This window comes from Streptomyces sp. NPDC002773 (assembly GCF_040295605.1).
Classification (GTDB): domain Bacteria; phylum Actinomycetota; class Actinomycetes; order Streptomycetales; family Streptomycetaceae; genus Streptomyces.
This window is the reverse complement of the sequence record NZ_JBEOVO010000008.1, coordinates 115,778-140,042: the sequence shown is the minus strand read 5'-3', so window position 1 is coordinate 140,042 and position 24,265 is coordinate 115,778. Positions and strand designations below refer to the sequence as shown.

General features: G+C 73.0%; 21 protein-coding genes. 9 read left to right on the top strand and 12 right to left on the bottom strand.

What is annotated here, in order from left to right:
• Positions 1-8: 8 nt before the first annotated feature.
• A complete protein-coding gene (locus ABT034_RS13420; protein WP_351214484.1) occupies positions 9-587 on the bottom strand; it encodes a helix-turn-helix domain-containing protein in 579 nt (192 codons plus the stop codon).
• 100 nt (positions 588-687) lie between these two features.
• Between ABT034_RS13420 and ABT034_RS13415 the strand changes: the two genes are divergently transcribed.
• A complete protein-coding gene (locus tag ABT034_RS13415; protein ID WP_351214482.1) occupies positions 688-2,124 on the top strand; it encodes an MFS transporter in 1,437 nt (478 codons plus the stop codon).
• Positions 2,125-2,168: 44 nt separating this feature from the next.
• Entirely contained in the window at positions 2,169-3,440 is a 1,272-nt protein-coding gene (locus ABT034_RS13410) for a hypothetical protein (protein WP_351214480.1), read from the top strand.
• 108 nt (positions 3,441-3,548) lie between these two features.
• On the opposite strand, the gene ABT034_RS13405 is transcribed toward ABT034_RS13410, so the two are convergent.
• Positions 3,549-3,917: an ArsR/SmtB family transcription factor gene (locus ABT034_RS13405; protein WP_351214478.1), complete on the bottom strand. Its 369-nt coding sequence runs from the start codon at positions 3,915-3,917 to the stop codon at positions 3,549-3,551.
• Between the two features lie 95 nt (positions 3,918-4,012).
• Between ABT034_RS13405 and ABT034_RS13400 the strand changes: the two genes are divergently transcribed.
• Positions 4,013-6,040 carry a heavy metal translocating P-type ATPase gene (locus tag ABT034_RS13400; RefSeq protein ID WP_351214476.1) on the top strand — a complete coding sequence of 676 codons (2,028 nt, stop codon included), beginning with the start codon at positions 4,013-4,015 and terminating at the stop codon, positions 6,038-6,040.
• 15 nt (positions 6,041-6,055) lie between these two features.
• Here the strand turns inward: ABT034_RS13400 and ABT034_RS13395 are convergent, their stop codons facing one another.
• The 3 genes from ABT034_RS13395 to ABT034_RS13385 form a co-directional block, all read right to left on the bottom strand.
• Positions 6,056-7,006 carry a LysR family transcriptional regulator gene (locus tag ABT034_RS13395; RefSeq protein ID WP_502972904.1) on the bottom strand — a complete coding sequence of 317 codons (951 nt, stop codon included), beginning with the start codon at positions 7,004-7,006 and terminating at the stop codon, positions 6,056-6,058.
• A 95-nt stretch (positions 7,007-7,101) separates the two neighbouring features.
• The gene (locus ABT034_RS13390) at positions 7,102-7,800 is read right to left on the bottom strand and encodes a type 1 glutamine amidotransferase domain-containing protein (RefSeq protein ID WP_351214472.1); all 699 of its coding nucleotides are present in this window, start codon (positions 7,798-7,800) and stop codon (positions 7,102-7,104) included.
• Positions 7,801-8,107: 307 nt separating this feature from the next.
• Entirely contained in the window at positions 8,108-9,895 is a 1,788-nt protein-coding gene (locus ABT034_RS13385) for an NlpC/P60 family protein (protein ID WP_351214471.1), read from the bottom strand.
• A gap of 112 nt (positions 9,896-10,007) precedes the next feature.
• Between ABT034_RS13385 and ABT034_RS13380 the strand changes: the two genes are divergently transcribed.
• Both ABT034_RS13380 and ABT034_RS13375 read left to right on the top strand, forming a co-directional pair.
• Positions 10,008-10,775 carry an SDR family NAD(P)-dependent oxidoreductase gene (locus ABT034_RS13380; RefSeq protein WP_351214469.1) on the top strand — a complete coding sequence of 256 codons (768 nt, stop codon included), beginning with the start codon at positions 10,008-10,010 and terminating at the stop codon, positions 10,773-10,775.
• Positions 10,776-10,903: 128 nt separating this feature from the next.
• Positions 10,904-11,203: a DUF1876 domain-containing protein gene (locus ABT034_RS13375; RefSeq protein WP_351214467.1), complete on the top strand. Its 300-nt coding sequence runs from the start codon at positions 10,904-10,906 to the stop codon at positions 11,201-11,203.
• 39 nt (positions 11,204-11,242) lie between these two features.
• Here ABT034_RS13375 and ABT034_RS13370 read toward each other — a convergent pair whose 3' ends face one another.
• On the bottom strand, positions 11,243-11,959 hold the full coding sequence (locus ABT034_RS13370) for a CBS domain-containing protein (RefSeq protein ID WP_351214465.1): 717 nt from the start codon (positions 11,957-11,959) through the stop codon (positions 11,243-11,245).
• 176 nt (positions 11,960-12,135) lie between these two features.
• Between ABT034_RS13370 and ABT034_RS13365 the strand changes: the two genes are divergently transcribed.
• Positions 12,136-13,416 carry a YncE family protein gene (locus tag ABT034_RS13365; protein WP_351214463.1) on the top strand — a complete coding sequence of 427 codons (1,281 nt, stop codon included), beginning with the start codon at positions 12,136-12,138 and terminating at the stop codon, positions 13,414-13,416.
• A gap of 50 nt (positions 13,417-13,466) precedes the next feature.
• Here ABT034_RS13365 and ABT034_RS13360 read toward each other — a convergent pair whose 3' ends face one another.
• From ABT034_RS13360 to ABT034_RS13345, 4 genes are all read right to left on the bottom strand, one after another.
• A complete protein-coding gene (locus ABT034_RS13360; RefSeq protein WP_351214462.1) occupies positions 13,467-15,533 on the bottom strand; it encodes a discoidin domain-containing protein in 2,067 nt (688 codons plus the stop codon).
• A 121-nt stretch (positions 15,534-15,654) separates the two neighbouring features.
• A complete protein-coding gene (locus tag ABT034_RS13355; protein WP_351214460.1) occupies positions 15,655-16,248 on the bottom strand; it encodes a TetR/AcrR family transcriptional regulator in 594 nt (197 codons plus the stop codon).
• Positions 16,249-16,305: 57 nt separating this feature from the next.
• A complete protein-coding gene (locus ABT034_RS13350) occupies positions 16,306-16,983 on the bottom strand; it encodes a GntR family transcriptional regulator (RefSeq protein WP_351214458.1) in 678 nt (225 codons plus the stop codon).
• Positions 16,984-17,048: 65 nt separating this feature from the next.
• Positions 17,049-18,251: a CaiB/BaiF CoA transferase family protein gene (locus tag ABT034_RS13345; protein WP_351214456.1), complete on the bottom strand. Its 1,203-nt coding sequence runs from the start codon at positions 18,249-18,251 to the stop codon at positions 17,049-17,051.
• 182 nt (positions 18,252-18,433) lie between these two features.
• On the opposite strand from ABT034_RS13345, the gene ABT034_RS13340 reads away from it, so the two are divergent.
• The gene (locus ABT034_RS13340; protein ID WP_351214455.1) at positions 18,434-19,624 is read left to right on the top strand and encodes an acyl-CoA dehydrogenase family protein; all 1,191 of its coding nucleotides are present in this window, start codon (positions 18,434-18,436) and stop codon (positions 19,622-19,624) included.
• Positions 19,625-19,706: 82 nt separating this feature from the next.
• On the opposite strand, the gene ABT034_RS13335 is transcribed toward ABT034_RS13340, so the two are convergent.
• The gene (locus tag ABT034_RS13335) at positions 19,707-20,210 is read right to left on the bottom strand and encodes an FBP domain-containing protein (RefSeq protein WP_351214454.1); all 504 of its coding nucleotides are present in this window, start codon (positions 20,208-20,210) and stop codon (positions 19,707-19,709) included.
• Between the two features lie 168 nt (positions 20,211-20,378).
• Between ABT034_RS13335 and ABT034_RS13330 the strand changes: the two genes are divergently transcribed.
• Positions 20,379-21,320: a hypothetical protein gene (locus ABT034_RS13330; RefSeq protein ID WP_351214452.1), complete on the top strand. Its 942-nt coding sequence runs from the start codon at positions 20,379-20,381 to the stop codon at positions 21,318-21,320.
• A gap of 17 nt (positions 21,321-21,337) precedes the next feature.
• Here the strand turns inward: ABT034_RS13330 and ABT034_RS13325 are convergent, their stop codons facing one another.
• Positions 21,338-22,759: a DUF6777 domain-containing protein gene (locus tag ABT034_RS13325; protein WP_502972903.1), complete on the bottom strand. Its 1,422-nt coding sequence runs from the start codon at positions 22,757-22,759 to the stop codon at positions 21,338-21,340.
• Positions 22,760-22,922: 163 nt separating this feature from the next.
• Between ABT034_RS13325 and ABT034_RS13320 the strand changes: the two genes are divergently transcribed.
• Complete coding sequence (locus tag ABT034_RS13320; RefSeq protein WP_351214450.1) at positions 22,923-24,257, top strand: streptophobe family protein; 1,335 nt, start codon at positions 22,923-22,925, stop codon at positions 24,255-24,257.
• Positions 24,258-24,265: the final 8 nt, after the last annotated feature.

The following is a 24,265-nucleotide window of genomic DNA, read 5'->3' as shown; positions in this document are numbered from 1 at the left end:
CGCCCCCCTCAGCCGCCCGCCGCCGGACCCGTGCGGATCACGGCCTGGTCCCCGTGGGGACCGAACAGATGCAGGATCTCGACCGCTTCGCGGCCGGCGGGACCGAACCAGTGCGGTTCACCGGTGTCGAACTCGGCCACCTCGCCCGGCCGGAGGACGACCTCACGTTCCCCGAGGATCAGCCGGAGCTCACCGGCCAGCACGTAGAGCCACTCGTAACCGGCGTGGGTCACCAGCCGCGGTTCGCGGTGCGCGAGGACCTGCTTGAAGACCTGGACGCGGCCCGGGTACTGCGTCAGCGGGACGAGCACGCTTCCCCGCTCCCGGCTGCGCGGCGTCAGATGGACCCGCGGATCGCCGGTGGCCGGGGCCGCCACCAACTGGTCGAGCGCCACGCGGTGAGCCCTGGCGAGCGGGATGAGGAGGTCCAGGGTCGGCCGGCGCCGGCCCGACTCCAGGCGCGACAGCGTGCTGACGGAGATTCCGGTGTCCTCCGCGAGGGCTTCGAGGGTGAGGTCGCGGTCGCGCCGCAGGGCGCGCAGCCGTGGCCCGATGCTGTCGAGGAGTTCCGCGAGTTCGGCGTCCATGCGGCCATTTTGCGGTCTTCGCAAAGTTCCTGGTCCCGGGCCCTTCCCCCGCCCGAACCTGACGGCGTCCGCTCGCGTCGAAGTCGAAGGGGGAACTCCCGTGCTCACCACGTCCCTGTCCGCTCCACCCGCCCCGCTGAGCCCACGCCGGCGCTGGACGGTGCTCGCGGTCTGCGCGCTCAGCATGTTCCTGGTCGGTGTCGACACCACCATCGTCAACGTGGGACTGCCCGAGATCGGGCGCGGCCTCGACGTGGGAACCCGCGGCCTCGAGTGGGTCGTCGACGCCTACACCGTGGTCATGGCCGGCCTGCTCATCGTCTCCGGCGCCCTCGCGGACCGCTTCGGGCGCCGCCGGGTCTTCCGGTGCGGACTGCTCGTCTTCGGTCTCGCCTCCCTCGCGTGCGCCCTCGCACCTTCCCCCGGCGCGCTCGTCGCCGCCCGGGCCGTCCAGGGGATCGGGGCCTCCATGTTGAGCCCGGTGGCCCTGGCGATCGTGGTGAACGCGATGCCCGACCCCCGGGAACGCGCCCGCGCGATCGGGGTGTGGGCCTCCGTCTTCGGCCTCAGCATGGCGGCGGGCCCCGTCACCGGCGGGGCACTCATCGCCGCGTTCGGCTGGCGCTCCGTGTTCTGGATCAATGTGCCGGTGGTCCTCGCCGCTCTCGTCCTCGTCGCCGTCTTCGTGCCGGAGTCCCGAGGGGAGCGCGCCCGCCGCCTGGACCTGCCGGGCACCGCGCTCCTCACCGTGATCCTCGGACTCTCCGTCGGCATCCTCATCGAAGGGCCCCGCATCGGCTGGACGTCACCCCCGGCCCTCACCGGTTACGCCCTGACCGCGGCGGCCACCGCCGGCTTCGTCCTGGTCGAACTGCGCCGCGACGAACCCCTGATGGACCTCGGCCTCTTCCGCCGGCCACCGTTCGTCACGGCCGTCCTCGGCGCGGCGGCGGTGTTCGTCGCCCTGAACGTGGCCCTGCTGCTCAACACCCTCCACCTCCAGCACGCCCGCGGCTGGACCCCGCTCGCGACCGGCGCCGTCACCCTGCCCCTGGCGCTCGGGGCCACCCTGTGCGCGCCCTGGTCCGGCGCCCTGGTGGGCCGGCGCGGAGCGCGGCTGCCGCTGATGCTCGCGGGCGGGTTCACCGCGGCCGGCGGGCTGTGTCTGGCGAACCTCGACCAGGACACGAGCGTATGGCTGATCCTCCTCGCCTTCCTGCTCATCGGCATCGGGTTCGGTTTCGCCAACGCCCCTCTGACCAACACCGCCGTCAGCGGTCTGCCGCCGTCCCGCGCCGGAGTGGCGGGCGCGATCACCTCCACCGCCCGCCAGGTCGGCGCGGCGGTCGGCATCGCCGTCGCCGGTGGCCTGGTCGCGGGCGTCGCCCCCACCGGTCTCGCCGCCGCGACCCGCCCCGGATGGCTGCTCGTCACGGCCTGCGGACTCTGCCTCTTCGCCGTGGCGCGCGCGGCGACGCCCGCTCAGAGTAAGGGAGTTGACTGCGTGTCGAACAAGAGAGAGCGTTCGGTGGGGTGAAACATCCGGCCCCGGCGACGGTGGGACGGACGGGGGAGTCGGTCATGCTCGCACGAGTGCTGCGCGTACCCGCGCTACGGAGGCAACTGCTGTGGACGGTGCTCGCCGTCGTCGTCTTCCGGCTGGGGCAGAACCTGCCCCTGCCGGGCGTACGCGGCGGGGCACCGGCCGAGGCCGCCACCGACGACGGGGGAGGGCCACCACTCCACGGCCTCGTCGAGCTGCTCACCGGCGGCGGGCTCGGGCAGCTCTCGGTGTTCGCCTTCGGGATCGCGCCCGTCATCGCCGCCCGTCTCGTCATGGAAGTCATGGGCACGCTGGTTCCCCGCGTGCGGGCTCTGACGGACGCCGGCGAGGAGGGCGCCGCCGCGATCGCGCGCGGGACCCGGTGGCTTGCCGTCCTCCTGGCCGCCGTGTTCGCCGCGTCGGTGGCCGCGGCGGTGAGCGGCGGCGGATGCGTTCCGCTCACCGGTGTCTGCGCTTCCGGCGACTCGCCCCTGCTCCACGCGCGCGCGGACGGCCTGCTCGCACAGGTCGTGATCGTGGCCTGTGTGACGGCCGGCACGGCGGTCGTCGTCCTGCTGGCCGGGCTGATCACGGCCCGGGGCATCGGCGAGGGATTCTCCGTCCTCTTCCTCGCCCAGATCGCCGCGGTCGTCCCGGCCCAGGTGCTGAGCGCCGCGCGGGAGACCGGCGGCACGCGGGGTACCGTCGTCCTCCTGCTCATCGCCGTCGCCCTCGTGGTCATAGTGGCGGTGGTCATCACCGTGCAGCAGGGGGAGCGGCGCATTCCGGTTCAGCGGGCCCGGCGGATGATCGGCCGCCGCATTTCCGGTCCCACGCCGACGTACGTGCCCGTCAGGGGCGGCCAGGGCGGCTTCGGCGTGATGATTCCGGCGTCGCTGCTGCTCCTCGTGCCGGCTCCGGTGGGGCCGTGGCTGCTGCCCGTGTACGTGCTCGTCGTCTTCGCGCACGCGTGGCTGCGGGCGGGCATCGAGCCGGACGCCGCCGGACTCGCCGACCGGCTGAAGGGGTCGGGGCTCTTCGTCCCCGGTATCCGCCCGGGTCGGCCGACCGCCGAGTACATCGCCTACGTCCAGTCGCGGATCGGACTCGCCGCCGCGCTGTGCATGACGGCCGTGGCCCTCCTCCCCGTCGTCACGCTCCTCGTGCTCGACGGGCCGGCCGAGAGGTTCGCCCTCAGTGCCACGACCCTGCTGATCACCGTGAGCGCCGCCGTGGGCACCGCACGTGCGGTGACGAAGCGGATGGAGACCCTGGCGGCGCTCCACGCATACGCGCCGACCCTCCGCTGACCGACGCCGACGGATCCGGCCGCGCCTGCCGCGACGCCCGTATCCCGTATCCCGTATCCCGTATTTCGTATCCAGTAGGCCGTTGGCCGTCGGCCCGTACGTCTCGCCTCACGGCCCGGTCGGCGTGTCGGTCACGCCGAGGCGCAGGTGTTCCACGTGGTAGAGGGCCTGGTCGAGGAGACCGGCGACGTGGTCGTCGTGGAGCGCGTAGACGACGGAGCGGCCCTCGCGGGTGCCGGTGACGAGACCGAGGTTGCGGAGCAGGCGCAGCTGGTGGGAGCAGGCCGACTGCTCCATGCCGACGGCCCCCGCCAGTTCCGTTGCCGCGCAGGGCCCCTCGCGGAGGCGGGCCAGGATCAGGAGCCTCGACGGCGTGGAGAGCGCCTGGAGCGTGGTGGCGACCTGCTGCGCGTTCTCCGGGGTCAGACGGGTGCGCGGTGTCGTGCTGCTGTCCGGTGCGTTCACTCCGTGGCCCATGGCTGCATCCTACGGAAACGAAGACATGAATAGATGTTCATGTGTTCCTGTACGGTGTGGGCGTACGACTCCTCCCGTGAAGGGACTCCTCTGTCATGGCCTCCACCCTGACCAAGCCCGCACCCCCGTCCGCCGGCCCGGCGGACGCCCGGCGGCGCACCCGCGTCCTGGCGCTGCCGGAGGCCCGCTGGGCCCTGGCCGCCCTGCTGCTGTTCCTGGCCGCCCTCCCCCTGGACCTCCTCGGGGCCCCGGCCTGGACGTGGGGCCCGCTCTTCGCCGCCACCTATCTCACCGGCGGCTGGGAACCGGCGTGGGAGGGCCTGAAGGCGCTGAAGGACAGGACCCTGGACGTGGACCTCCTGATGGTGGTCGCCGCCCTGGGCGCCGCCTCCATCGGACAGGTCCTCGACGGCGCGCTGCTGATCGTCATCTTCGCGACCTCGGGCGCCCTGGAGGCGGTGGCGACCGCCCGTACCGAGGACTCCGTACGCGGCCTGCTCGACCTCGCCCCGGCCACCGCTACCCGGACCCTGGACGACGGCTCCGAGCAGAGCGTGCCGACCGGCGGCCTCGTGGTCGGGGACGTCATCGTGATCCGCCCCGGTGAGCGGATCGGGGCCGACGGCCGCGTCCTGGCGGGGGCGAGCGAGGTCGACCAGGCCACCATCACCGGCGAGCCCCTGCCGGTGCCCAAGGAGGCCGGGGACGAGGTCTTCGCGGGCACCCTCAACGGCACGGGCGTGCTGCGGGTCGCCGTCGGCCGGGACGCCTCCGACTCGGTGATCGCCCGGATCGTGCGGATGGTCGAGGAAGCCTCCGCGACCAAGGCGCCCACGCAGCTGTTCATCGAGAAGATCGAGCAGCGCTACTCGCTCGGCATGGTCGCGGCCACCCTGGCCGTCTTCCTGATCCCCCTGGCGTTCGGCGCCGAACTGACCGCCGCCCTGCTGCGCGCGATGACCTTCATGATCGTCGCCTCGCCGTGCGCCGTGGTCCTGGCCACCATGCCCCCGCTGCTCTCGGCGCTCGCGAACGCCGGCCGGCACGGCGTCCTCGTGAAGTCCGCCGTGGTGATGGAGCGCCTCGGACAGGTCGACGCGGTGGCCCTCGACAAGACCGGCACCCTGACCGAGGGCACCCCGCGGGTCACCGCCGTCCGCCTGCTGCCCGTACCGGACCCGGCGACGAACAGCCTGGACGAGGACGGGCTCCTCGCCCTCGCGGCGGCCGCCGAACACCCCAGTGAGCACCCGCTGGCCCGCGCGGTCGTCCTCGCCGCCCAGGCCCGCGGCCATCGGCTCGCGCCGGCCGAGGACTTCGGCTCCACCCCCGGCATCGGAGTCACCGCCACCGTCGGCGGCCGCACGGTCCAGGTCGGCGCCCCCGCCCGGCTCCTGCCCGGCGCCGACGACCCTGCCGGCGATCCGCTCTCCGCCCGCGCCGCCGACGCGGCGGCCGAACTCGAAGCGGGCGGACACACCGCCGTACTCGTCACGGTGGACGGAGCACCGGTCGGCCTCCTCGGCATCGAGGACCGCCTCCGCCCCGACGCCACCGCCACCGTCGCGGCCCTGACCGGCCTGACCGGCACCGCGCCGACGCTCCTCACCGGCGACAACCCGCGCGCCGCCGCCCGCCTGGCGGCGGCGGTCGGCATCACCGACGTCCGGGCCGGACTCCTGCCGCAGGACAAGGTCGCCGCCGTCCAGGACCAGGAGAAGGCCGGACGCAAGGTCATGGTGATCGGCGACGGCGTCAACGACGCGCCCGCCCTGGCCGCCGCCCACACCGGCATCGCCATGGGCCGCGCAGGCTCCGACCTCGCCCTGGAGACCGCCGACGCGGTGATCGTCAGGGACGAACTCGCCACCGTCCCCACGGTCGTCGCACTCTCCCGCCGCGCCCGCGGCCTGGTCGTGCAGAACCTCGTCATCGCGGGATCCTTCATCACCGTCCTGGTGCTCTGGGACCTCCTGGGCACCCTGCCGCTGCCCCTCGGCGTCCTCGGCCACGAGGGCTCCACCGTCCTCGTGGGCCTCAACGGCCTGCGGCTGCTCCGCGAATCCGCCTGGCGCCGCGCCGCCGCGGACGCCGTCGAGCCCCGTCCCGTACGCACGGGGTGAGCCGAGGCGGGCGGGTCACCAGGCCCGGCCGGCCTCGATCAGCAGGTCGCGGACGCGGGTGACGTCCGGGTCGGCGGGGCGGCCGGGGCGCTGCGCGAGATAGGCGGTGTTGATGGGCGGGTCGTCCGGGCGGTGGAGGAGTACGAGGGCTCCGGAGGCCAGTTCGGCCTCGCAGAGATAGCGCGGCAGGACGGTGAAACCGGCTCCGGCGGTGACCGCGGCCAGGACACCGCGCAGGTCGGGGACGGTCACGGCGGCGGGCCGCGACAGCCGGGCGCCGAAGACGTGCCGCCAGTAGCGGCGGGCGATCGGCAGGTCCTCCGCGTACGTGATCAGGGGGATCCCGTGCAGCGCCGCCGGAACATCCTCGGCCGGCCGGCCCTTGACGCGGTCGGCCCAGGCGGGTGCGGCGACCAGCGCGAACTCCTCGTCCATCAGCGGTACGGCCGTCAGGGCGCGCCCGCGCGGCCGGAACGTGGCGATCACCAGGTCGTGGCGACCCGCGCGGAGTTCGTCGAGGAGCGGTTCGGTCAGGCCCGGCGTGACGCGGAGCCGTACCCCTTCGGCCGTCAGCGGGGCCAGGGCCGGGAGGACGCGGGTGCAGAGCAGTTCCGCGGGACCCGCCAGGTGCACCGGGACGGCCCGCTCGTGGGGCGCGGACTCGTGGCCGCCCGCGGCGGCGAGCGCGTCGAGAGGGGCGGCGACACGGGCCGCGAGGTCATGGGCGACCGCGGTGGGGGCGACACCGCGCGGCAGCCGCTCGAACAGCTCCCGGCCGGTCTGCCGCTCCAGGGCGCGGATCTGGGTGGTCACCGTGGGCTGCGACAGGCCGAGGAGCCCGGCGGCGGCGGTGAACGAACCGGAGCGGTAGACCGCGAGGAAGGTACGCAGCAGATTCAGGTCCGCCACGGGCGCCGCGGCGGGCCGTACTCCGCCCGTCGCCCCATCAGGATCCGTATGCCTCACACGGAAAGCCTACGCGCCCCCTATGGCTGGGGAGCGTCACGGTTGGCGACCCCGGTCGGGGCGCCCGACCGGGGTCGTCACCGTGACCGACAGCGTCAGCCGGCCAGGGTCTTGAGGACCTGGGCGGCGAGCGGGGCGGAGGAGGAGGGGTTCTGGCCGGTGATGAGGTTGCGGTCGACGACCACGTTCGGCACCCACGGCTCGCCCACCTGGACGTCCACGCCGGCTTCCCCGAGGCGGCTCTCCAAGAGCCACTTCGCCTTGTCGGCGAAACCGGACTGGGTCTCCTCTGCGTTGGTGAAGGCGGCGACCCGGTACCCGGCGAAGGCGTTCGCGCCGTCGGCGTCCGTCGCGGCGAGGAGTGCGGCCGGACCGTGGCAGACGACGGCCAGCGGCCTGCCGGAGTTCAGGGCGTCGACCAGCAGCCTGCCGGAGACCGCGTCGACGGCGAGGTCCTCCATGGGCCCGTGGCCGCCCGGGTAGAACACGGCGGCGTAGTCGGCCAGGTCCACGTCCTCGAGGCGGAGCGGGTGCTGGAGCCCGGTGATCGCGTCGAGGGTGGCGGCGACCTTGTCGGCGCCGTCCTGCCCGCCGTTGAACTCGGGGGCGAGGCTGCTCTTGTCGACGGTGGGGACGACACCGCCGGGGGTGGCGACGACGACCTCGTACCCGGCGCCGGTGAACGCTTCGTACGGGGCGGCGGCCTCCTCGGCCCAGAAGCCGGTCGGGTGCTCCGTACCGTCGGCCAGGGTCCAGTGGTCGGCGCCGGTCATCACGAAAAGGATCTTGGGCATGTGGGTTCTCCCGGGAGGTACGGGCCAGGGTCCGGCCCGAGGGGCGGTGATCGCGTACCCGGCGCCTCGGTCCGAGACCGCCGGGGTGGCGATGTCCTCGAACGTAGTCCCGTTCCGGAGAGCTTTCCAATGCGGAATCCAATGGCTCCCATGGGAACTCCGATGGGTTCCAGGGAATAACCCCGCGCCTCTGGCCTGCGAGAACACGATTCCCCCGGCGCGGACACGGACGAGTGCGAGTGCCGCAGCGTCCCGTGCCCGAGCCGGGGGAGCGGGTGGGCCCGGCGGGTGACGGCGGGCCCGTGCGTCAGATCCGGTGCACGGTGTGGAGCTTGGTGGCGTACGTGCCCGTACCGTCCAGGGTGGAGGAGCCCGCCAGGTCCGACATGGTCGGGCCGTTGCCGGTCTTGCGGCTGGAGAGGAAGCGGCGCTTGCCGTTCGCGTCCTTGCCGAGGTAGATGCCGACGTGGTCGACCGTGACGGTCGCGCCGTCGTCACCCGAGTCGGCGTTGAAGAGGACGAGGTCGCCCGGCTGCAGCAGAGCCGCGGCCGGCGGGGTGCCACCGGCCGTCTGGTCGATACGGACCCCCGGCGCGTGGTCCACCATGTCGCGGGACTTGCGCGGCAGCCGGGTCCCGGAGGTGTCGGCGCCGGCCGCCAGCGGGACCTTGTGGTGGTAGCCGAACACCATCCGCGTGTAGCCGGAGCAGTCCAGGTTGCCGACCTGCTTGCTGGAGGGGCCGGTGTACGTGCCGTCGGGGAAGGTCCAGCCGAGGTTCATGTACTCGTGGAAGTCGGCGCCCTCGTAGCGGTTGCCCTGCGGGTCGAGGTAGCCGTAGCCGGCCTCCCCCAGGACCTGCTTGCCCGCGGCGGTGCCCGCGCCCGCGGTCACCTTCGGCGCGCCCGGCAGGAACATGGCCGCGTAGGCGAGTACGTCGGGCGCGGTCGAACCGGCCCAGGCGCGGATCTGGGTCTCCACCGCCGGGGTCCAGGTGCCGTCGAAGGGCTGGTCGAGGACCCGCACCCAGTCGCCGTGGGTGACGGTCGGCGGCGCGTCCCAGGTGGCGTCGGTGACCTCGAAACGGCTGACGGTCAGCTTGACCGGCAGGTTGGTGCAGCCGTCGTTGGCGAGGGCGCGCAGGCCCACCCGGCCCTTGGCGAAGGTGGCGTCGTCGGCCTCGGTGGCCCAGGCGTCGGGCTCGGCGGAGGCCGTGCGCCAGGCCTTGACCTGGATCCTGGTGCCCACGCGGCGGACCCGTATGGTCCAGTTGGTGCCGGCGGCCACTCCGGTGGCCAGGGTGACGGCCGGTGCCAGCTGTGTGACGGCGTCGGCGACCTCCTTCTCGACGCGGAGTTCGACGGCCCCCGTGGTGGTGAAGGACAGCCGGGCCCGGTAGTTGTTGTGCGAGTCCTGGTAGCCGAAGGACAGGGCGTACGAGCACGCCTGGCCCGTGGGCACCTTGTCGAACCTGGCCACCGAGCGCACGTCGACGTCGGTGATCTCGCCGTCGCGGATGCTGGCGTGGCGGCTCGCGAAGTCCGTCGTCAGATTGATGACGCCGGCGCCGGGGGTCACCGAGAAGTCGGAGGCCGAGCCGCCGAGCGTGGTCCAGCCACCGCCTTCGGGCGCGGTGCCCCAGTACACCCGGTCGGCCTCGGGGACCGCCAGGTCCGGCAGGGTGCGCTGGAAGTCGTCGACGAAGAGCCGCTTGTCCTCGGTGAAGGTGCGCTCGGGACCGGGCAGGACCACCGTGCGGGCGCCGTGCGTGAGGAGCGCGACGCGCTTGCCGCCGGAGGTGACCTCGGTACGGGCCGGGGTGCCGGCCAGCACGCCGACACCGAGCGCGCCGAGCGCCACGGAACCGAACCAGTCGGCACCGAGAGAGGCGATGGTCACGGCGGATCTGGGCGCGCCGAGCCCGGTCACGGGGGCGGCGAGCGGAGCCGCGGCGGGCGCGGCGGCCGGAGCACCCGCCTGCGCGGCGCGCGCCGGAGAGGCGGTGAGCGACGCGAGCGGAACAGCGGCCGCGGTGGCGGTCAGGGCGGTGAGGAGACTGCGCCGGGAGGTGCCGGCGGCGCGAGATGTATGGATCATGACAGCCATCATCCGGGCGCCCCGCGAACCGCCCTCACCCGGGTGCCTCTTGGGGCGTGTCCGGCGGCGGGCAGAATGCCCGGGGGTACGTACCCGACCGGAAGGCACCCTCATGAACCTGCCCGCATCAGGCCGCCGCGTCCTCGTCAGCGGTGCCTCCCGCGGTCTCGGGCGGGCCGTGGCCCAGGCGTTCGCGGCCAACGGCGACCGGGTCGCCGTCCACTTCGGCTCGCGCGCCGACGAGGCCCGCGCGACCCTGGACTCGCTCGACGGCACGGGGCACACCCTGGTCGGAGGCGACCTCGCGGACCCGGCGGGAGCCGTGGCCGTGGTCGACACGGCGGCCGAGGCGCTCGGCGGGATCGACGTCCTGGTCAACAACGCGGCGGTCAACGTCCGCCACCCCCTCGCCGAGACGCCGTACGAGGAGTGGGTGGCGGTCTGGCAGCGGCACGTGTCCGTGAACCTGCTCGCCACCGCGAACCTCAGCCATCTCGCCGCTCGCCGGATGATCGACCAGGGCTCGGGCGGCCGGATCGTCAACATCGGTTCCCGGGGCGCCTTCCGCGGCGAACCCGACCACCCGGCCTACGGGGCGACCAAGGCCGCCGTCCACGCCCTCGGCCAGTCGCTCGCCGTCTCCCTCGCCCCGTACGGGATCGCCGTCGCCTCGGTCGCGCCCGGCTTCTTCGCCACGGAACGCGTCGCGCCCCGCCTGGAAGGGCCCGAGGGGGCCGCGATCCTCGCCCAGAGCCCCTTCGGCCGGGTCGTCGAGCCCGCCGAGATCGCGGCCGCGGTCCTCTGGCTGGCCTCTCCCGCCGCCGAATGGTCGTCCGGCACGATCCTCGACCTCAACGGAGCCTCGCACCTGCGCGGCTGACTCCGGCAGCGGGGGTGGTGGCACCCGCGCCGTCCCCGTGCGCCCCGGCCCCCCTGGATGGATCCTGGAGGGAGAGGAAGGGGCCGCGCTTCGACGTCCGCACGGCCCGGTGTACGAGGAGGCAGGCCATGACCCGCAACCTGGAATGGACGGTCGGCGTGGAACTGGTCGAGGAGGGCGGCAGGACCAACGCCGAGGCCCGGCTGAGCACCGGGCACTCGACCCTCACGGGCCACGGCTCCGCCCGGTGCAACCCGGCTGACGTGGACGTGCCGGCGATCGGCGACGAGCTCGCCGCGAGCCGGGCGATGAAGGACCTGGCCGGCAAGCTCATGCGCGAGGCCAACCGGGAGATGGAGGCGGTGGGCGCGGGGACCGTACCCCAGCACACCGGCCCCGGATACGGCTGGCCGGAGGCGGTCTCCTGACGGGACCGCCTCCCGCGGCGAAGGCCCGGCGGGCCGCCGTCAGACACCCGTCGGGCGCTGGCCCGCGCCTCCGTCTCCCGCCGCGCCTTCGCCTCCCGCCGAGCCCTCGGCCGCGCCCTCGGCTCGCGCCGCGTTCTCCGTGTCCTCCGCGGCGTCCTCCGCGCCCTCCGCCTCCTCGTACGCGAGCCGGTCCGCGACCTCCACCACCCCGTCCACCGTCTCGCACAGCCGGACGAGGATCGGGCCGAGCCCCGGGCGGTCCAGGGTGCCGCTGAGCGTCACCCGGCCCTCCTCGACGTCGATGTGTACGGCGGAGGGGGAGAGGCGCAGGATGCGGACGACCACGTCCTCGCGGATCTCCTCCTGGATCGAGCGGTCCCTCCGCAGGAACAGCTGGAGCAGATCGCTCCGGCTCAGTACCCCGATGAGCCGTCCCTCCGCGTCCACCACCGGCAGCCGCTTCACCCGGTGCCGCTCCATCAGGCGAGCCGCCTCGACCGCCGTCCACGAGGGCCGGGCCGTCACGACGGGACTCGACATCATGGCCTCCGCCGTGCTCGGCCCGTCCTTCGCCGTGTGCCGCCGCAGGAGGTCCGCCTCGGAGACCACGCCCACCGGCCGGTTCTCCTCGTCGACCACGGGGACCGCGGTGATGCCGTATTCGTCGAGGAGCCGCGCGATCTCCTTGAACGGCGTCCCGGGCTGCACCGCCACCGCGGTCGGCGTCATCAGGTCGGCGACACTGCGGTGCCTCATCGTCCGTTCCCGTCCCTTCTGGGTTCCGGATCCCATGATCTCCTACCGGAGGCCTTCCGAGTCGGACATGTGGTGAAAACAGGCGGCGGAAGGGCTTGCGAGGATTGTCATGTGCATGGTTACTTCGGGTAAGCCACCCCAGGCGCAATCCTGTGAGCCGGAAGAAGGACCCCCGCATGCCCTCTCCCCGCCCCCGCCCTCACCGCCCCGGGCCCCGCCGCTTCACCGCGGCCGTCGCGGTCGCCCTCGCGCTCGTCGCCACCGTCGGTGGCACCGGTTCGGCCGCCCCCGAGGGGACGGCGTCGCCCGCCGGGCTCCGCGAGGCGATGTTCGTCGGCAACAACTGGGACGGCACGGCCGATGTCATCGCCTCCCAGGGCGACTTCCGCCGCATCGGCCGCCTGAACGTGATCCCCGACAAGGAGCAGCGCCTCCGCGAGATCTATCTCAACCCCGTCAAGCTCGCCTTCTTCCTCGGCGTCCGCAACGGCCCGGGGGAGGGCCACGACCAGTTCGTCGACGACATGTACGCGACCCCCGACGGCTCCGCGATGGTCGTCTCCCGACCCAGCTTCGCCGACGTCGTCTCCCTCGACCTGCGCACCGGACGGATCAACTGGCGCTTCCCCGTAGCCGGTTACCGCGCCGACCACATGGCCGTCTCGCCCGACGGCACCCGCGTCGCCGTCTCCGCGTCCACGGCGAACACGGTCCACGTCCTCGACATCACCACCGGCCGCGAACTCGGCTCCTTCAAAACGGGCGACAAGCCGCACGAGAACGTCTTCACCTCCGACGGACTCCTGTGGAACATGTCCATCGGCGAGGTCACCACCGCGCTCGACGCGCCCTGGCTCGACTGGACCAAGGGCGACCGCCGCATCACCGTCGTCGACTCCCGCACCTTCGAGACCGTCCGCGTCATCGACATGCGCGGACGCCTCGACGCCTTCGGGCGCGGCGACCTCTCCGACGCCGTCCGCCCGCTCGTCTTCACGCCGGACGAGAAGAAGCTCTACTTCCAGGTCTCCTTCTTCAACGGCTTCCTGGAGTACGACATCGCCACGGACCGGATCACCCGCGCCAAGGCCCTCCCCGGCAACCCGGCGACCGATCCCGACCGCACCACCTGGGTCAACGACTCGCGCCATCACGGCCTTTCGATGAGCCCCGACGGCACCAAGCTCTGCGTCGCGGGCACGATGGACGACTACGCCACGGTCGTCGACCGCGCCACCCTCCAGGAGGGCCCGCTCGTCGAGGCCTCCAAGCCGTACTGGGCGACCGTGAGCGGCGACGGACGGTCCTGCGTCGTCTCCGAGAGCGGCGCCGACCGGGTGACCGCGATCGACTTCGCCACCGGGCAGCGGGTGGCCTCCGTGGACGTCGGCGACCACCCCCAGCGCGTACGGCTCGCCCGTATCCCCGCCGACTGGACGGGCGTGAACGGGAGTTGACCGTCGGGAACGGGGCCGGCTGCAGGGCCGGCCCCGTTCCCGGGCGGCTCTCAGGCCCTGTGGACCGCGACCTCGTGGAGCGAGTACCCCCACGTGGTCGCCCGCCGCTCGCCATGGATCCGTACGTAGCGGGCGGACGTCGACGGGAACACCGCCGTGTCGTACCCGCCGTCCCCGGCGTCCGTGGACCACACCGTCCGCCAGTCCGCGCCGTTCTCGGACACGTCGATCCGGTACTGGCGCGCGTACGCCCGCTCCCAGTCGAGCGTGACCCGGCCGACCCGGCGTACGGCCCCGAGGTCCACGCCCATCCACTGGTCGTCCGACCAGTCGCTCGCCCAGCGCGTGCCCACATCGCCGTCGACGGCACGCCCTGGGGCGTAGCTCGTGAACGGGTTCCACTCCGACGAGCTGGCCGAAGCGGCCGCCCCCGCGGCGAGGTTGACGCCAGGCTGGTGGTCCTCGGTCGACTTCCAGGTGGTCAGGTACGACTCGGCGCCGCCGGCCAGCTCGTCCACCACCCCCGGCCCGCCGGCCGTGAGCCGGATCTGCTCGATCCAGTCCGGCACCAGGCCGTTGTGCGCGGCGCCGTCGGTGTTGAGGTCCCAGGTGCGCTCGCCCGTCACCTGACGGTCGATCACCGACCCGCCGTCGAAGCTGCGGAAGGGGTACTTCACCGCGTTCGGCGCGCCCGTCCCGACCGGGCCCGGCCAGCCGCCGACCCCGTTCATGTCCGTGCCGTAGCCGAGACCGACCCCGTACTTCTCGCGGAGGTCCGCCTTCTGCCCGGCCTCGCCGATGAAGCCCTCCGCGCCGTGCATGTACTGGGCGACGAAACCGCCCAGGCGGTAGAGCCGTTCGGTCCAGTCCAGGTCCATCCAGCTGTGGGTGGAGAGGACGCCCGGGTACTCCTCGGACTCCAGGATGTCGAGCGCCCTACCGGCCGCCTTGACGCTCATGTGGTCGAGCTCCAGCATCATGCCCCGGTCCATCATGCCCCGCAGCGCGTACTCGCCGAGCCGGCTCAGACCGCGGGTGTTGCACCTGGCGTCGGAGGCGTACGAGGGGACGCTCACGCCCGGCGGCAGCTTGGAGGCCATCACCGGGGCGGCCGCCAGACCGATCGGGTTGTCGTGCTGCGGGCCCGTGCACTTCTCCGTGGCCCAGAAGGTGCCCGTCGACAGGAACTGGCCGATGTTGACCGCCGTCCCGATGGTCCCCGAGTCGAAGCGGACACCGCAGAGCGCGTTGTCGAACTTGTGGCAGAGGAACATGCTGCGCACCCCGAGCCCGTACAGCTCGTCGAGGCCGCGGTCGATGTCCTCCTTGTCGCACTGGGCGACGTCGAGGATCATCTTGCAGCCGAACGGCTCCGAGGTCTCCACCCCCAGGACGACCGCGAGCTTGCCCTGCTCGACCACCGAGCGCGCCTGCGCGGCCGAGGTGACGATACGGAACCAGCCCTTGCCGGGGCCGCCGTACAGCCCGTCGACGTAGTCCTGGAGCTCGTACGTCTTACGGGCCTGGAGGCGGATCGACGTCATCTCGTCGCAGCTGCGGTCCCGGGGCAGGATCGAGCAGATCAGGCCGTTCGTCACCAGGTCGTTGACGAGCACGCGCTGCCCGCCGCGCCAGGCGCGCTCCACCCACGCGTAGTAGTTCTGCTGGTGGGTCAGGGAGTCGTGGGCGGGCCAGTCCTTGAACGTCGGCCAGCCGACCGGGTCGTGATGGCCGTCGGAGCCGCCGGTGATGTTCTCGAACAGCGCGCCCGAACCGTCGGGGTAGTGCTCGGGACAGTCCTTGAGCGCCTCGGCGGCGCCGCCCGCGGCGAACGTCTTGCCGCAGATCAGCCTGCCCCCGAAGCCCTCGTCGGACATCAGGTGGTTGTGCGCGTCGACGAAGCCGCGCACCTTCCCCTGCGCGTCCGTTCCCGTGAACGGCGCGCCCGTGACGTCGATCCGCGAGTCGGCGGCGGGCCGGGACGTGGGCTCCCACCACGAACCGGCGGCGTCCGCCGCGGGGACGGGGCCGGAGCCGAAGAGGACGGCGGCCAGGGCGAGGAACAGCGCCAGGAGGGCGGATCGGCCGCCGGTCCCGCGCGAGTGGGGTCGAGTCATGGTCAGCGATGCCTCCGGTCGGTGGGGGTGTACCGGGCGCCCCGAGGATCGCGGTGTCGGTGGACCGAGTCAAGAGTCCGGGACAGATGACCTGTTGGCGATGTGACCGATCAGTAGCTCGTCACCCCTCGATCATGCCCACCAGCTGATCAGCCATCATGTCGAGTTGCCGGGCGGCCGCTTGCTGGTCTCCCAGGATCAGGAACTGGAGCGTCAGTCCGTCGATCGCCGCCGCCAGATACCGCGCGAGCACCTCCACCGGCACCCGCGGCTCGAGGCCCCGCACCGCGCGCACCTGCTCGATCAAGGCGCCCGCCGACACCACGTACTGCTCGTACTGGGCACGCGCCAGGTGCTCGAACCCCGGCTCCCGCAGGGCGTACTGGGTGAGGTCGTAGGTGAGCATGTGCTCACCGGGACGGTCCGTGACGTGGTCCCAGTACGTCTGGAGCGCCCCGCGTACGGTCTCCCGCAGCGTGGCGCCGGGTTCGACCGCCGACATCACCCGCGCCACGTAGTTGCCGGTGATCGTCTCGATCGCGGCCTCCAGGAGCGCCTGCTTGGACTCGAAGCAGTAGTGGAAGACGCTCAGCGACACCCCGGCCTCGGCGCAGATCGACCGGGTCGTGGTCCGGGCGACTCCGTCCCTGGTCATCGCCCTGATCGCCGCCTCGACCAGCTGCCTGCGTCGTTCGGCCGACGGCATCCGCCCCATGGTTCCTCCTCGCGTCCGGCGCCAGGGTAGGCGAGAGCCGCGGCCGGTGTAACCGCCTCAGGCCAGGTCCAGGTCCCGGCCCAGGACCTCGCGCAGCGCCGCCACCGCGTGGGCCCGGTGTTCGTCGAGCCATCGGACGGCGGCCTCCTCGTCGCCGTGGCGGAGGGCGGAGATGACGGCGCGGTGCTCGCGCACGGCCTGCTTCCGGTGAGAGCCCTCGGTGTAGTAGAGCGAGCGGTACGCGTCGGTGGAGTCCCACAGGGTCGCGATGAGGCGGACCAGGCGCGGCATGCCCGACGCCTCGATCAGGGTGAAGTGGAAGAGCCGGTTCGCCGCGGCCATCCCCGGCACGTCACCCTCGTCGGCGGCCCGTTCCACCTCGCGCTGGATGCGTTCGAGGGTGCCCACCGTGCCGTCCGGCATCCACCGGACGGCCATGCGCACGGCCTCCGTCTCCAGGAGCTCACGGATCCGGTAGATCTCCTCGAGGTCGTCGAGCGACAGCTCCGCGACGAAGTAGCCCCGGTGTATGTGATGGACGACCAGGCCCTCGGCCTCCAGGGCCTTCAACGCCTCGCGCAGCGGCACCCGGCTCACCTCGAACCGGGCCGCGAGGGCGTCCTGCCGGATCTGCCCGCCGGGCCTGAGCTCCCCGCTGGTGATGGCGCGCCGCAGTTCCTCCAGGACGAACTGCTGGGCGGTCTGCGGCCGCCTCTTCTGCACCGCGCTGCTCATCGCCTGTGACCTTCCGTTCCCTCGTTGCCCACCCGCGCATTCCTGCGCCGGTGCCGACCATCTTCCTACGTGCGGCCGTTCGCCGCTGAGCCCCTGTGGACAGACCGTCCCAGGGCTGTCAGCAGGCCGTCCGTGTGTTCGCCGAGGCGCGGGGGAGCGGCGCGGTACGTGGGCGGCGTCGCGTCGAGCCGGATCGGGTGGGCGACCTGGCCGGGGCCGGCCGCGGACTCCGGGACCCGGGGTGCGAGCCCCAGCCGGTCGGCGAGGTCGAACGCGGCGGCCAGGTCGTTGATCGGCCCGCAGGGCACGCCGGCCGCGGTGAGCTCCTCGAACCAGCTGTCGGCCGTACGGGCGCCGAGCGGCCCGGCGAGTGCCGCGACCAGCTCCTCCCGGTGGGCGACCCGGGCCGTGTTGGTGGCGAAGCGGGGATCCCTGGCGAGCCCCGGCAGGCCGAGCCGCTCGCAGAGGGCCCCGAACTGCCGGTCGTTGCCCACGGCCAGGACGAGTGGGCGGTCCTGGGCCTCGAACACCTCGTACGGGGCGATGCTCGGGTGCCGGTTGCCCATCGCGCGCGGTACGACCCCGGCCCCGAGGTGGGCGGCCGCCTGGTTGGTGAGGGCGGAGAGGAGCGAGGAGAGGAGGGAGACCTCGACCCGCTGGCCCTCGCCGGTACGCTCCCGGTGCCGGAGGGCGGCGAGGACGCCGAGGCCCGCGTGGAGCCCGGTGATGACGTCGACCAGCGCGACCCCGGCCTTCGTCCCCTGGCCGCCCGGTTCGCCCGTCACGCTCATCAGACCGCCCATGGCCTGGACGAGCAGGTCGTAGCCGGGCAGCCGGGCACCCTCTGCGGTACCGAAACCGGTCACGGAGCAGTACACGAGCCCGGGGTTGGCCGCCCGGACGTCCTCGTACCCGAGGCCGAGCTTCTCCATGGTGCCGGGGCGGAAGTTCTCCACCAGGACGTCCGCCCGGTCCACGATCGCGCGTGCCGCCGCCAGGTCCTCGGGGTCCGTGAGGTCGAGGGCGACGGAGCGCTTGTTCCGGTTCACCCCGAGGAAGTACGTGGCCTCCCCGCCGGCGAACGGCGGCCCCCACGCGCGCGTGTCGTCGCCGGAACCCGGACGCTCGATCTTGATGACGTCGGCGCCCAGGTCGGCGAGGAGCATCGTCATGTACGGCCCGGCGAGCACCCGGCCGAAGTCGGCGACGACGATCCCGGAGAGGGCGCCGCCCTCGGACGTCGGTGTGCCAGGCTGATCTGCGCGCATTCCGCTCTCCCTCGCCGGCGATCGGATCCAGTCGACGGGATCCAGTGGATCGGATCCAATCGATCGGATCCAGTCGGTCGGACCGTACGGCCCGGATATCGGATTTTCAATACTGGATCCAATATCCGATCTGGCGCTACGCTTCGGCACGCCGAGTCGCCACAGCCGCCAGGAGGCCGTCCGTGAAGTCGCCGCAGTCCAGCTCCGCTCCCGTCCACCCCTTCGACCTGCTCGCCGTCGACGGACTGCTGACCGACGAGGAGCGTGAGATCCGCCGTACCGTCCGCGCCGTCGCCGACCGCGAGCTGCGCCCGCACGTCGCCGACTGGTTCGAGAAGGGCGAGATCCCCGCCCGTGAACTCGCCCGCACCCTCGGCTCCCTCGGCGTGCTCGGCATGCACCTGGAGGGCTACGGCTGCGCGGGCACCGACTCCGTCGCGTACGGCCTCGCCTGTCTGGAACTGGAGGCCGTCGACTCGGGCCTGCGCTCCCTCGTCTCCGTCCAGGGCTCCCTCGCCATGTACGCGATCTGGAAGTACGGCTCCGAGGAGCAGAAGCAGCGCTGGCTCCCGAAGATGGCGGCCGGCGAGTACATCGGCTGCTTCGGGCTCACCGAGCCCGACGCCGGCTCCGATCCGGGCGCCATGCGGACCAACGCCAAGCGCGACGGCTCCGACTGGATCCTCAACGGCACCAAGATGTGGATCACCAACGGCTCCGTGGCCGACGTGGCCGTCGTCTGGGCCCGTACCGAGGACGGCGTGCGCGGATTCCTCGTCCCGGCCGGCACGCCCGGCTTCAGCGCCCCGGAGATCAAGCGGAAGCTGTCCCTGCGGGCGAGCGTCACCAGCGAACTGGTCCTGGAGGACGTACGCCTCCCGGCCGACGCGATGCTGCCGGAGGCCCGCGGTCTCTCCGGCCCGCTCGGCTGCCTCAACGAGGCCCGCTTCGGCATCGTGTTCGGCGCGCTCGGCGCCGCCCGCGACTGCCTGGAGACGGCGATCTCGTACGCCCGCGACCGGACCGTCTTCGACCGCTCCCTCGCCTCGTACCAGCTGACGCAGCAGAAGCTCGCCGACATGTCCGTCGAACTCGGCAAGGGCATGCTGCTCGCCCTCCACCTGGGACGGCTCAAGGACGCGGGCGCGCTCACCCCCGAGCAGGTCAGCGTCGGCAAGCTGAACAACGTCCGCGAGGCCATCGCCATCGCCCGCGAGTGCCGCACGATCCTGGGCGCCAACGGCGTCACCCTGGAGTACCCGGTGCTGCGCCACGCCAACAACCTGGAGTCGGTGCTCACCTACGAGGGCACGAGCGAGGTCCACTCCCTGGTCATCGGCAAGGCGCTCACCGGCGAGCAGGCCTTCCGCTGAGCCGATCCCGGCCAGGCCCGTCGCCGTGACGCCGATCCCGGCCCGGGCCGTCGCCGTTGCGCCGGGTCCGGCCCGGCCGGGCTCAGCCCGACGTCACCCGGCCGACGAACGCGTCCAGGTTGCCCGTCAGACGGGCGACCTGCTCGTCGAGCGTGAGGGACTCCTCGTGGCGCCCGCCGCGCAGCTTCGGCAGCCGCCTGCCCCGCACGTACAGGGAGCAGGCCAGGTCGGCGCAGAGGTAGATGCCGACCGTGTTCCCCTCGCGGCCACGGCTGCCGGCGAGGGGCGCCACGAGGAGCGTCACACCCGAGGAGGCGTGCCCGGTCAGGCAGACCTGGCACATGCTCGACTTCACGGCGCTGGTCCGGCCGGAGGCCGGGACGCGCAGGGTGACGCCGACCGGCCCGTCCGCGCGGGGCACGACCAGGTGCGCGCGCAGCGGCGCGCCCGGGTCGACCCAGCCCAGGAAGTCCAGGTCCTCCCAGGGGAGTTCGGCGAAGTCGAGCGGCAGCTTGAGGCGCGCCGCCTCGCCCTTGGTGCAGTTCACGAAGGACGAGCGGATCTGTTTGTCGGTGAGTGGTTCCACTCGGTGGACCGTACACGGACCTCCGTGAGCGGGCATCCGAATAACACCTCGTGCTCGTGTGTCCTCGGGCAGGGGAACGTGCCCCGGAAGGTGCCCCCGCGGCCCTTCTCCCGCATGTGGCCCTTCCGATGGGCTCGGGTACGTCCTGGACCCGACGAAAGGCACCCCATGAGGCACGACCAGAGGCCGGACCAGGCGTCTGCCGTCAGGAAGCCCGACCGGCCGGGAGGCCGGGCTCCGGCGGACCGGCCCGGGCTCCCGGACATCCAGCGCCTCGCGGGAAACGCCGCCGTCGTGCAGCTGCTCCGGCAGGCGGGGCACCCCTGGGCGCAGGAGACGGCCGTCCAGCGGGCGCCCGCCGGGACGCCCGGCGGTTCCACGGCGGCGGTGCAGCGCGTGAGGAACGACAAGAGGAACAACGGAGAGGGCACCTCGGGGAAGGCGGCGGCCTCCCAGGGAGGCAAGCGCCAGGGGGACCACGTCTTCAACTCGCTCGACGACACCGCCGACCGCGTCCACACCCGTCTCGTGGCGGCGTGGGACACGTTCTTCGCGGGCGTGGACGACGATACGAAGAAGACCGTCGCGAAAACCCTGAGGGCGGAGTTCGCCCGTGTCCACCAGCAACGCAAGGACGCGTTGACGGCCCTGACCACCGCCGCAGCAGCCGCCAAGGAGTACGGACACCCGGACAAGGGCTCCGAGTTCATGTCCTACATCGCCACTCTCCCGGAGCACTCGACGTCCGGGTCCGACGCGAACTCCGCCACGTTCGGCGATTTCAGTGAAGAGCTCAAGGCCTTGGCCTCCGCATGCGTCGAGGGCACGTGGGCGGTCCCCGCGGACATGGAGGCGGCGGCGCGAGAGGCCACCTGGCCGACGTATCTCGCCGACCGGATATACGACGCCGACGCGGCGGGCAAGGTGCTCAACCGGCGTCTGACCGTCAACGCGGACAAGAGGAAGTTCGCCCTCTGGGAGACCGAGGCCAAACGGCGCTACACCGCCCTCTTCACCGCCATCGTCACCGCCATGACCACGACACGCGCCGCCATCGTCTGGATGCGCCAGCAGAACGACGGTCCGCAGCAGCCCGCCGCCGCCACCTGACGGCCGGAGCCGGCGGCCTACGCCGCCCCTGCCGCCGCCTGCGGACCGGGGACCGGAAGCGAGGCGGGGCCCGAGACCGAGGCCGTAGCCGTGTCGGCCGGGGGTGACAGCGGGGAGACGCTCGCGGGAGAGCCGACCGAGGCGGAGCGGTCGGCCTCCTCACTCGTGGTGGTCAGGTCCGCCGGACCCTCCGTGGCGGGCGACGACCCCGGTTCCGACGACTCGGTCGACGGAGACGACTCGGTCGGCGGAGACGACTCGGGAGAGGACGTGTCCGTGGAAGGAGACGTGTCCGAGGGGGACGTCGGCGGCGAGGACGTGTCCGTCGACGGGGAGTCGGTAGGCGAGGACGGGGATGTGGAGGTCGACGTGGAGGGGGACGTGGGCGCCGAGGCCGTAGGGGACACGAAGGGAGGCCGCGGAGGCGGCGGGGTCGGCTTGTCCTGCCGGCCCGTGTCGCCGTGCTTCCGCGCGAACCACTTCTCGTCCTCGGGGTCGTACACGACGAAGACGTTCACGACCGTCACCGAGGGCGCCACGACGACGACCTGGGAGGTGCTGTACCCCTGCCACGGCGTCCCCGTCGTCCGCGGCTCCTTCTGCGCCACCGGATCGGTCAGAGGGTTGCCGCAGGCGCAGCGCACCCGGGGCGCTCCTCGGTTGTCGACCAGGACGGCCGTCCCCGCCTGGAGCACCGCCTGGTACGTGGTGGCGGCGCCGTCCCGGAAGCCGTGGTTCGTCACCCGGGTGTCGGCACGGAGCTGAAGCGGGGTCAGGGAGCGGAGATAGGCCGGTACCTCGTTCGCGGAGATGCCCAGGACCGAGGCGAAGGCCGTGTTCTTCGCGGGCTCGCCGGAGAGGTAGCGCACCTGCTGTTCCACGTCGCAGCTGGCCACCGACCGCGTCCCGCCGTAGAGGCCGGGCGTCGACCCCGACACCTCGGTGGTGGCCGACGCGGTACGGGGCGGCAGCGAGGCCGGCGAGGCGGAGGCGCCGCCGGTGCGGGCCGTCGACTTGGTGAACGGGTCGGGTCCCGCGGCGGCGGCGTTCTGGAGGAACACCTCACCGCCGCCCGCCCCCGCCGTGCCGTCGCCGTCGGGGCGGTTGGTGAGGACGACGACCAGGGCGGCGGCCGCCACCACGACGGCGGTGACCGAGGCGACCTTCGGGACGGAGCGCCACCAGGGTCCCTTGCCGGGGCCGCCGCTGCGGGAGGCGCCCGAACCGCCGCTCCCTGAGCCGCCGGAGGAACCGCCGCCGCCCGAGCCTCCCCCCGAACCGTCGTGGGGAGGCCCGGCGGGTGGCGGCGGACCGGCGGACCCGGGGCGTGTGCTCCGGCCCGAGAGGGGGCCGGAGGGGGGACCTGCGGGAGGGACCGACGGAGGGCCGGACGGCGGGTGGGAAGTCACGTTTTTCCCTTTCTTCCGTTCCGGGCCCATTGTGTGCGCCGAACGGTGCCCGCCCGCAAGCGGAGGGACTCACGCCCCGGCATCCGACATCCGGCAGCCCCGCAGTCGCGACATTCGGGCGGCCCCGCAGCGGTGGCAGCCCCGCACCAGCTTCACGCTCGTCCGCAAGCGGCCGACCGCCGCCGGTACTAGCGTGGTCAGCGTGATCAGTCGGCCCCCCACCTCCACGCGGCCCGCCGCGACCTCCACCGGGCCCCTCGCCCGCATCGGCCTCCAGGCCCTGGCGGCCGTGGTCGCCGGATACCTCGCGATGGGCGTCACGGCCGGCCTCGGCCTCTGGGCCGCGGGCGCGGCCGACCTGCCCGGCGGCTTCGCCGCCGTCCTCGCCGCCGTCGTCGTCATGGCCGTGGGCGGCAAGGTCGAACTCTCCGGCGACGCCGGATCCCTCGCGGGCACCCAGGGCGAACTGACCGCCATGCCCCTCACCGTCACCCTGGTGGGCGCGCTGGTCACGGGTTTCTGCTTCCTGCTCCCGCTGCGCCACCACGCCGTGGCGAGTTCCCGTGAACTCCTGCTGCGCGCCGCGAGCACCGTCGTCCTCTGGCTGGCCGCCCTCGCGGGGCTCTGCGCGCTCGCCCGGCACGACTTCCCCCTCACCATCGGCGGCGGCCGGGAGCAGACCGGGGACCTCGCGGACCTCTTCGGAGAGCTCCTCGACGCCGTGAACCCCACCGTCGGCTTCCGCACCGATGTCGGGCCCACCCTGTTCTACGGCCTCCTGTGGATCCTCGGCGTACTCGTCGTCGCGCTCCTCGTCTCCCGCAGGGCCCCGCTGCCGCCCCGGCTCGTCCGCTACCAGGAACCCGTCAGGCCCGCCGCCCACGCGATGCTCCTGCTCCTCCTCGCGTACGTGGCCGTCGGTCTCGTCATCGGCCTGGTCGTGGCGGCGACCAGGGGCCACGCCCCCGAAACCCTCGCCGTCCTCCTGCTCGGCCTGCCCAACGTCACCTGGCTCGCCCTCGGCGTGGGCATCGGCGGCTCCTGGGAGGGCCGGGCCGAAGGCCCCTTCGGCCTCCCCATGCCGCAGATCCTGGACGCCGTACTGCGCCAGGGCGGCGGCACCCGCGACACCCCGGACCTCTCGACCGTCGACCTGAGCTCGCTCGCCGCTCAGGACGGGAAGGCCTGGTGGCTGCTCCCCGTCGCCGCCCTCCTCGTCCTCGCCGCCGCCTTCGCGGCGGCGGTCCGCTCCCCGGCCCGGACCCGGCTCTGGCAGCACGCCCTGCACCTGGGGGTCGCGTTCGCCCTGACCATGCTGGTCGCCGCCCCCCTCACCCTGGTCGAAGCCCGCTTCGGCCTCTCGATCCTCGGCATCGGCGACCTCGGCTCGCTCGGCGGAGAGGTGCTCCTGCGCCCCCACATCTGGAAGACCGTCGGACTCGCCCTCCTCTGGGGCCTGTTCTTCGGCTTCCTCGGCGGGCTCCTCGCCACGCGGGTACGCCGCAAGGGCGAGATCGAGCACCAATAGCTCACGAT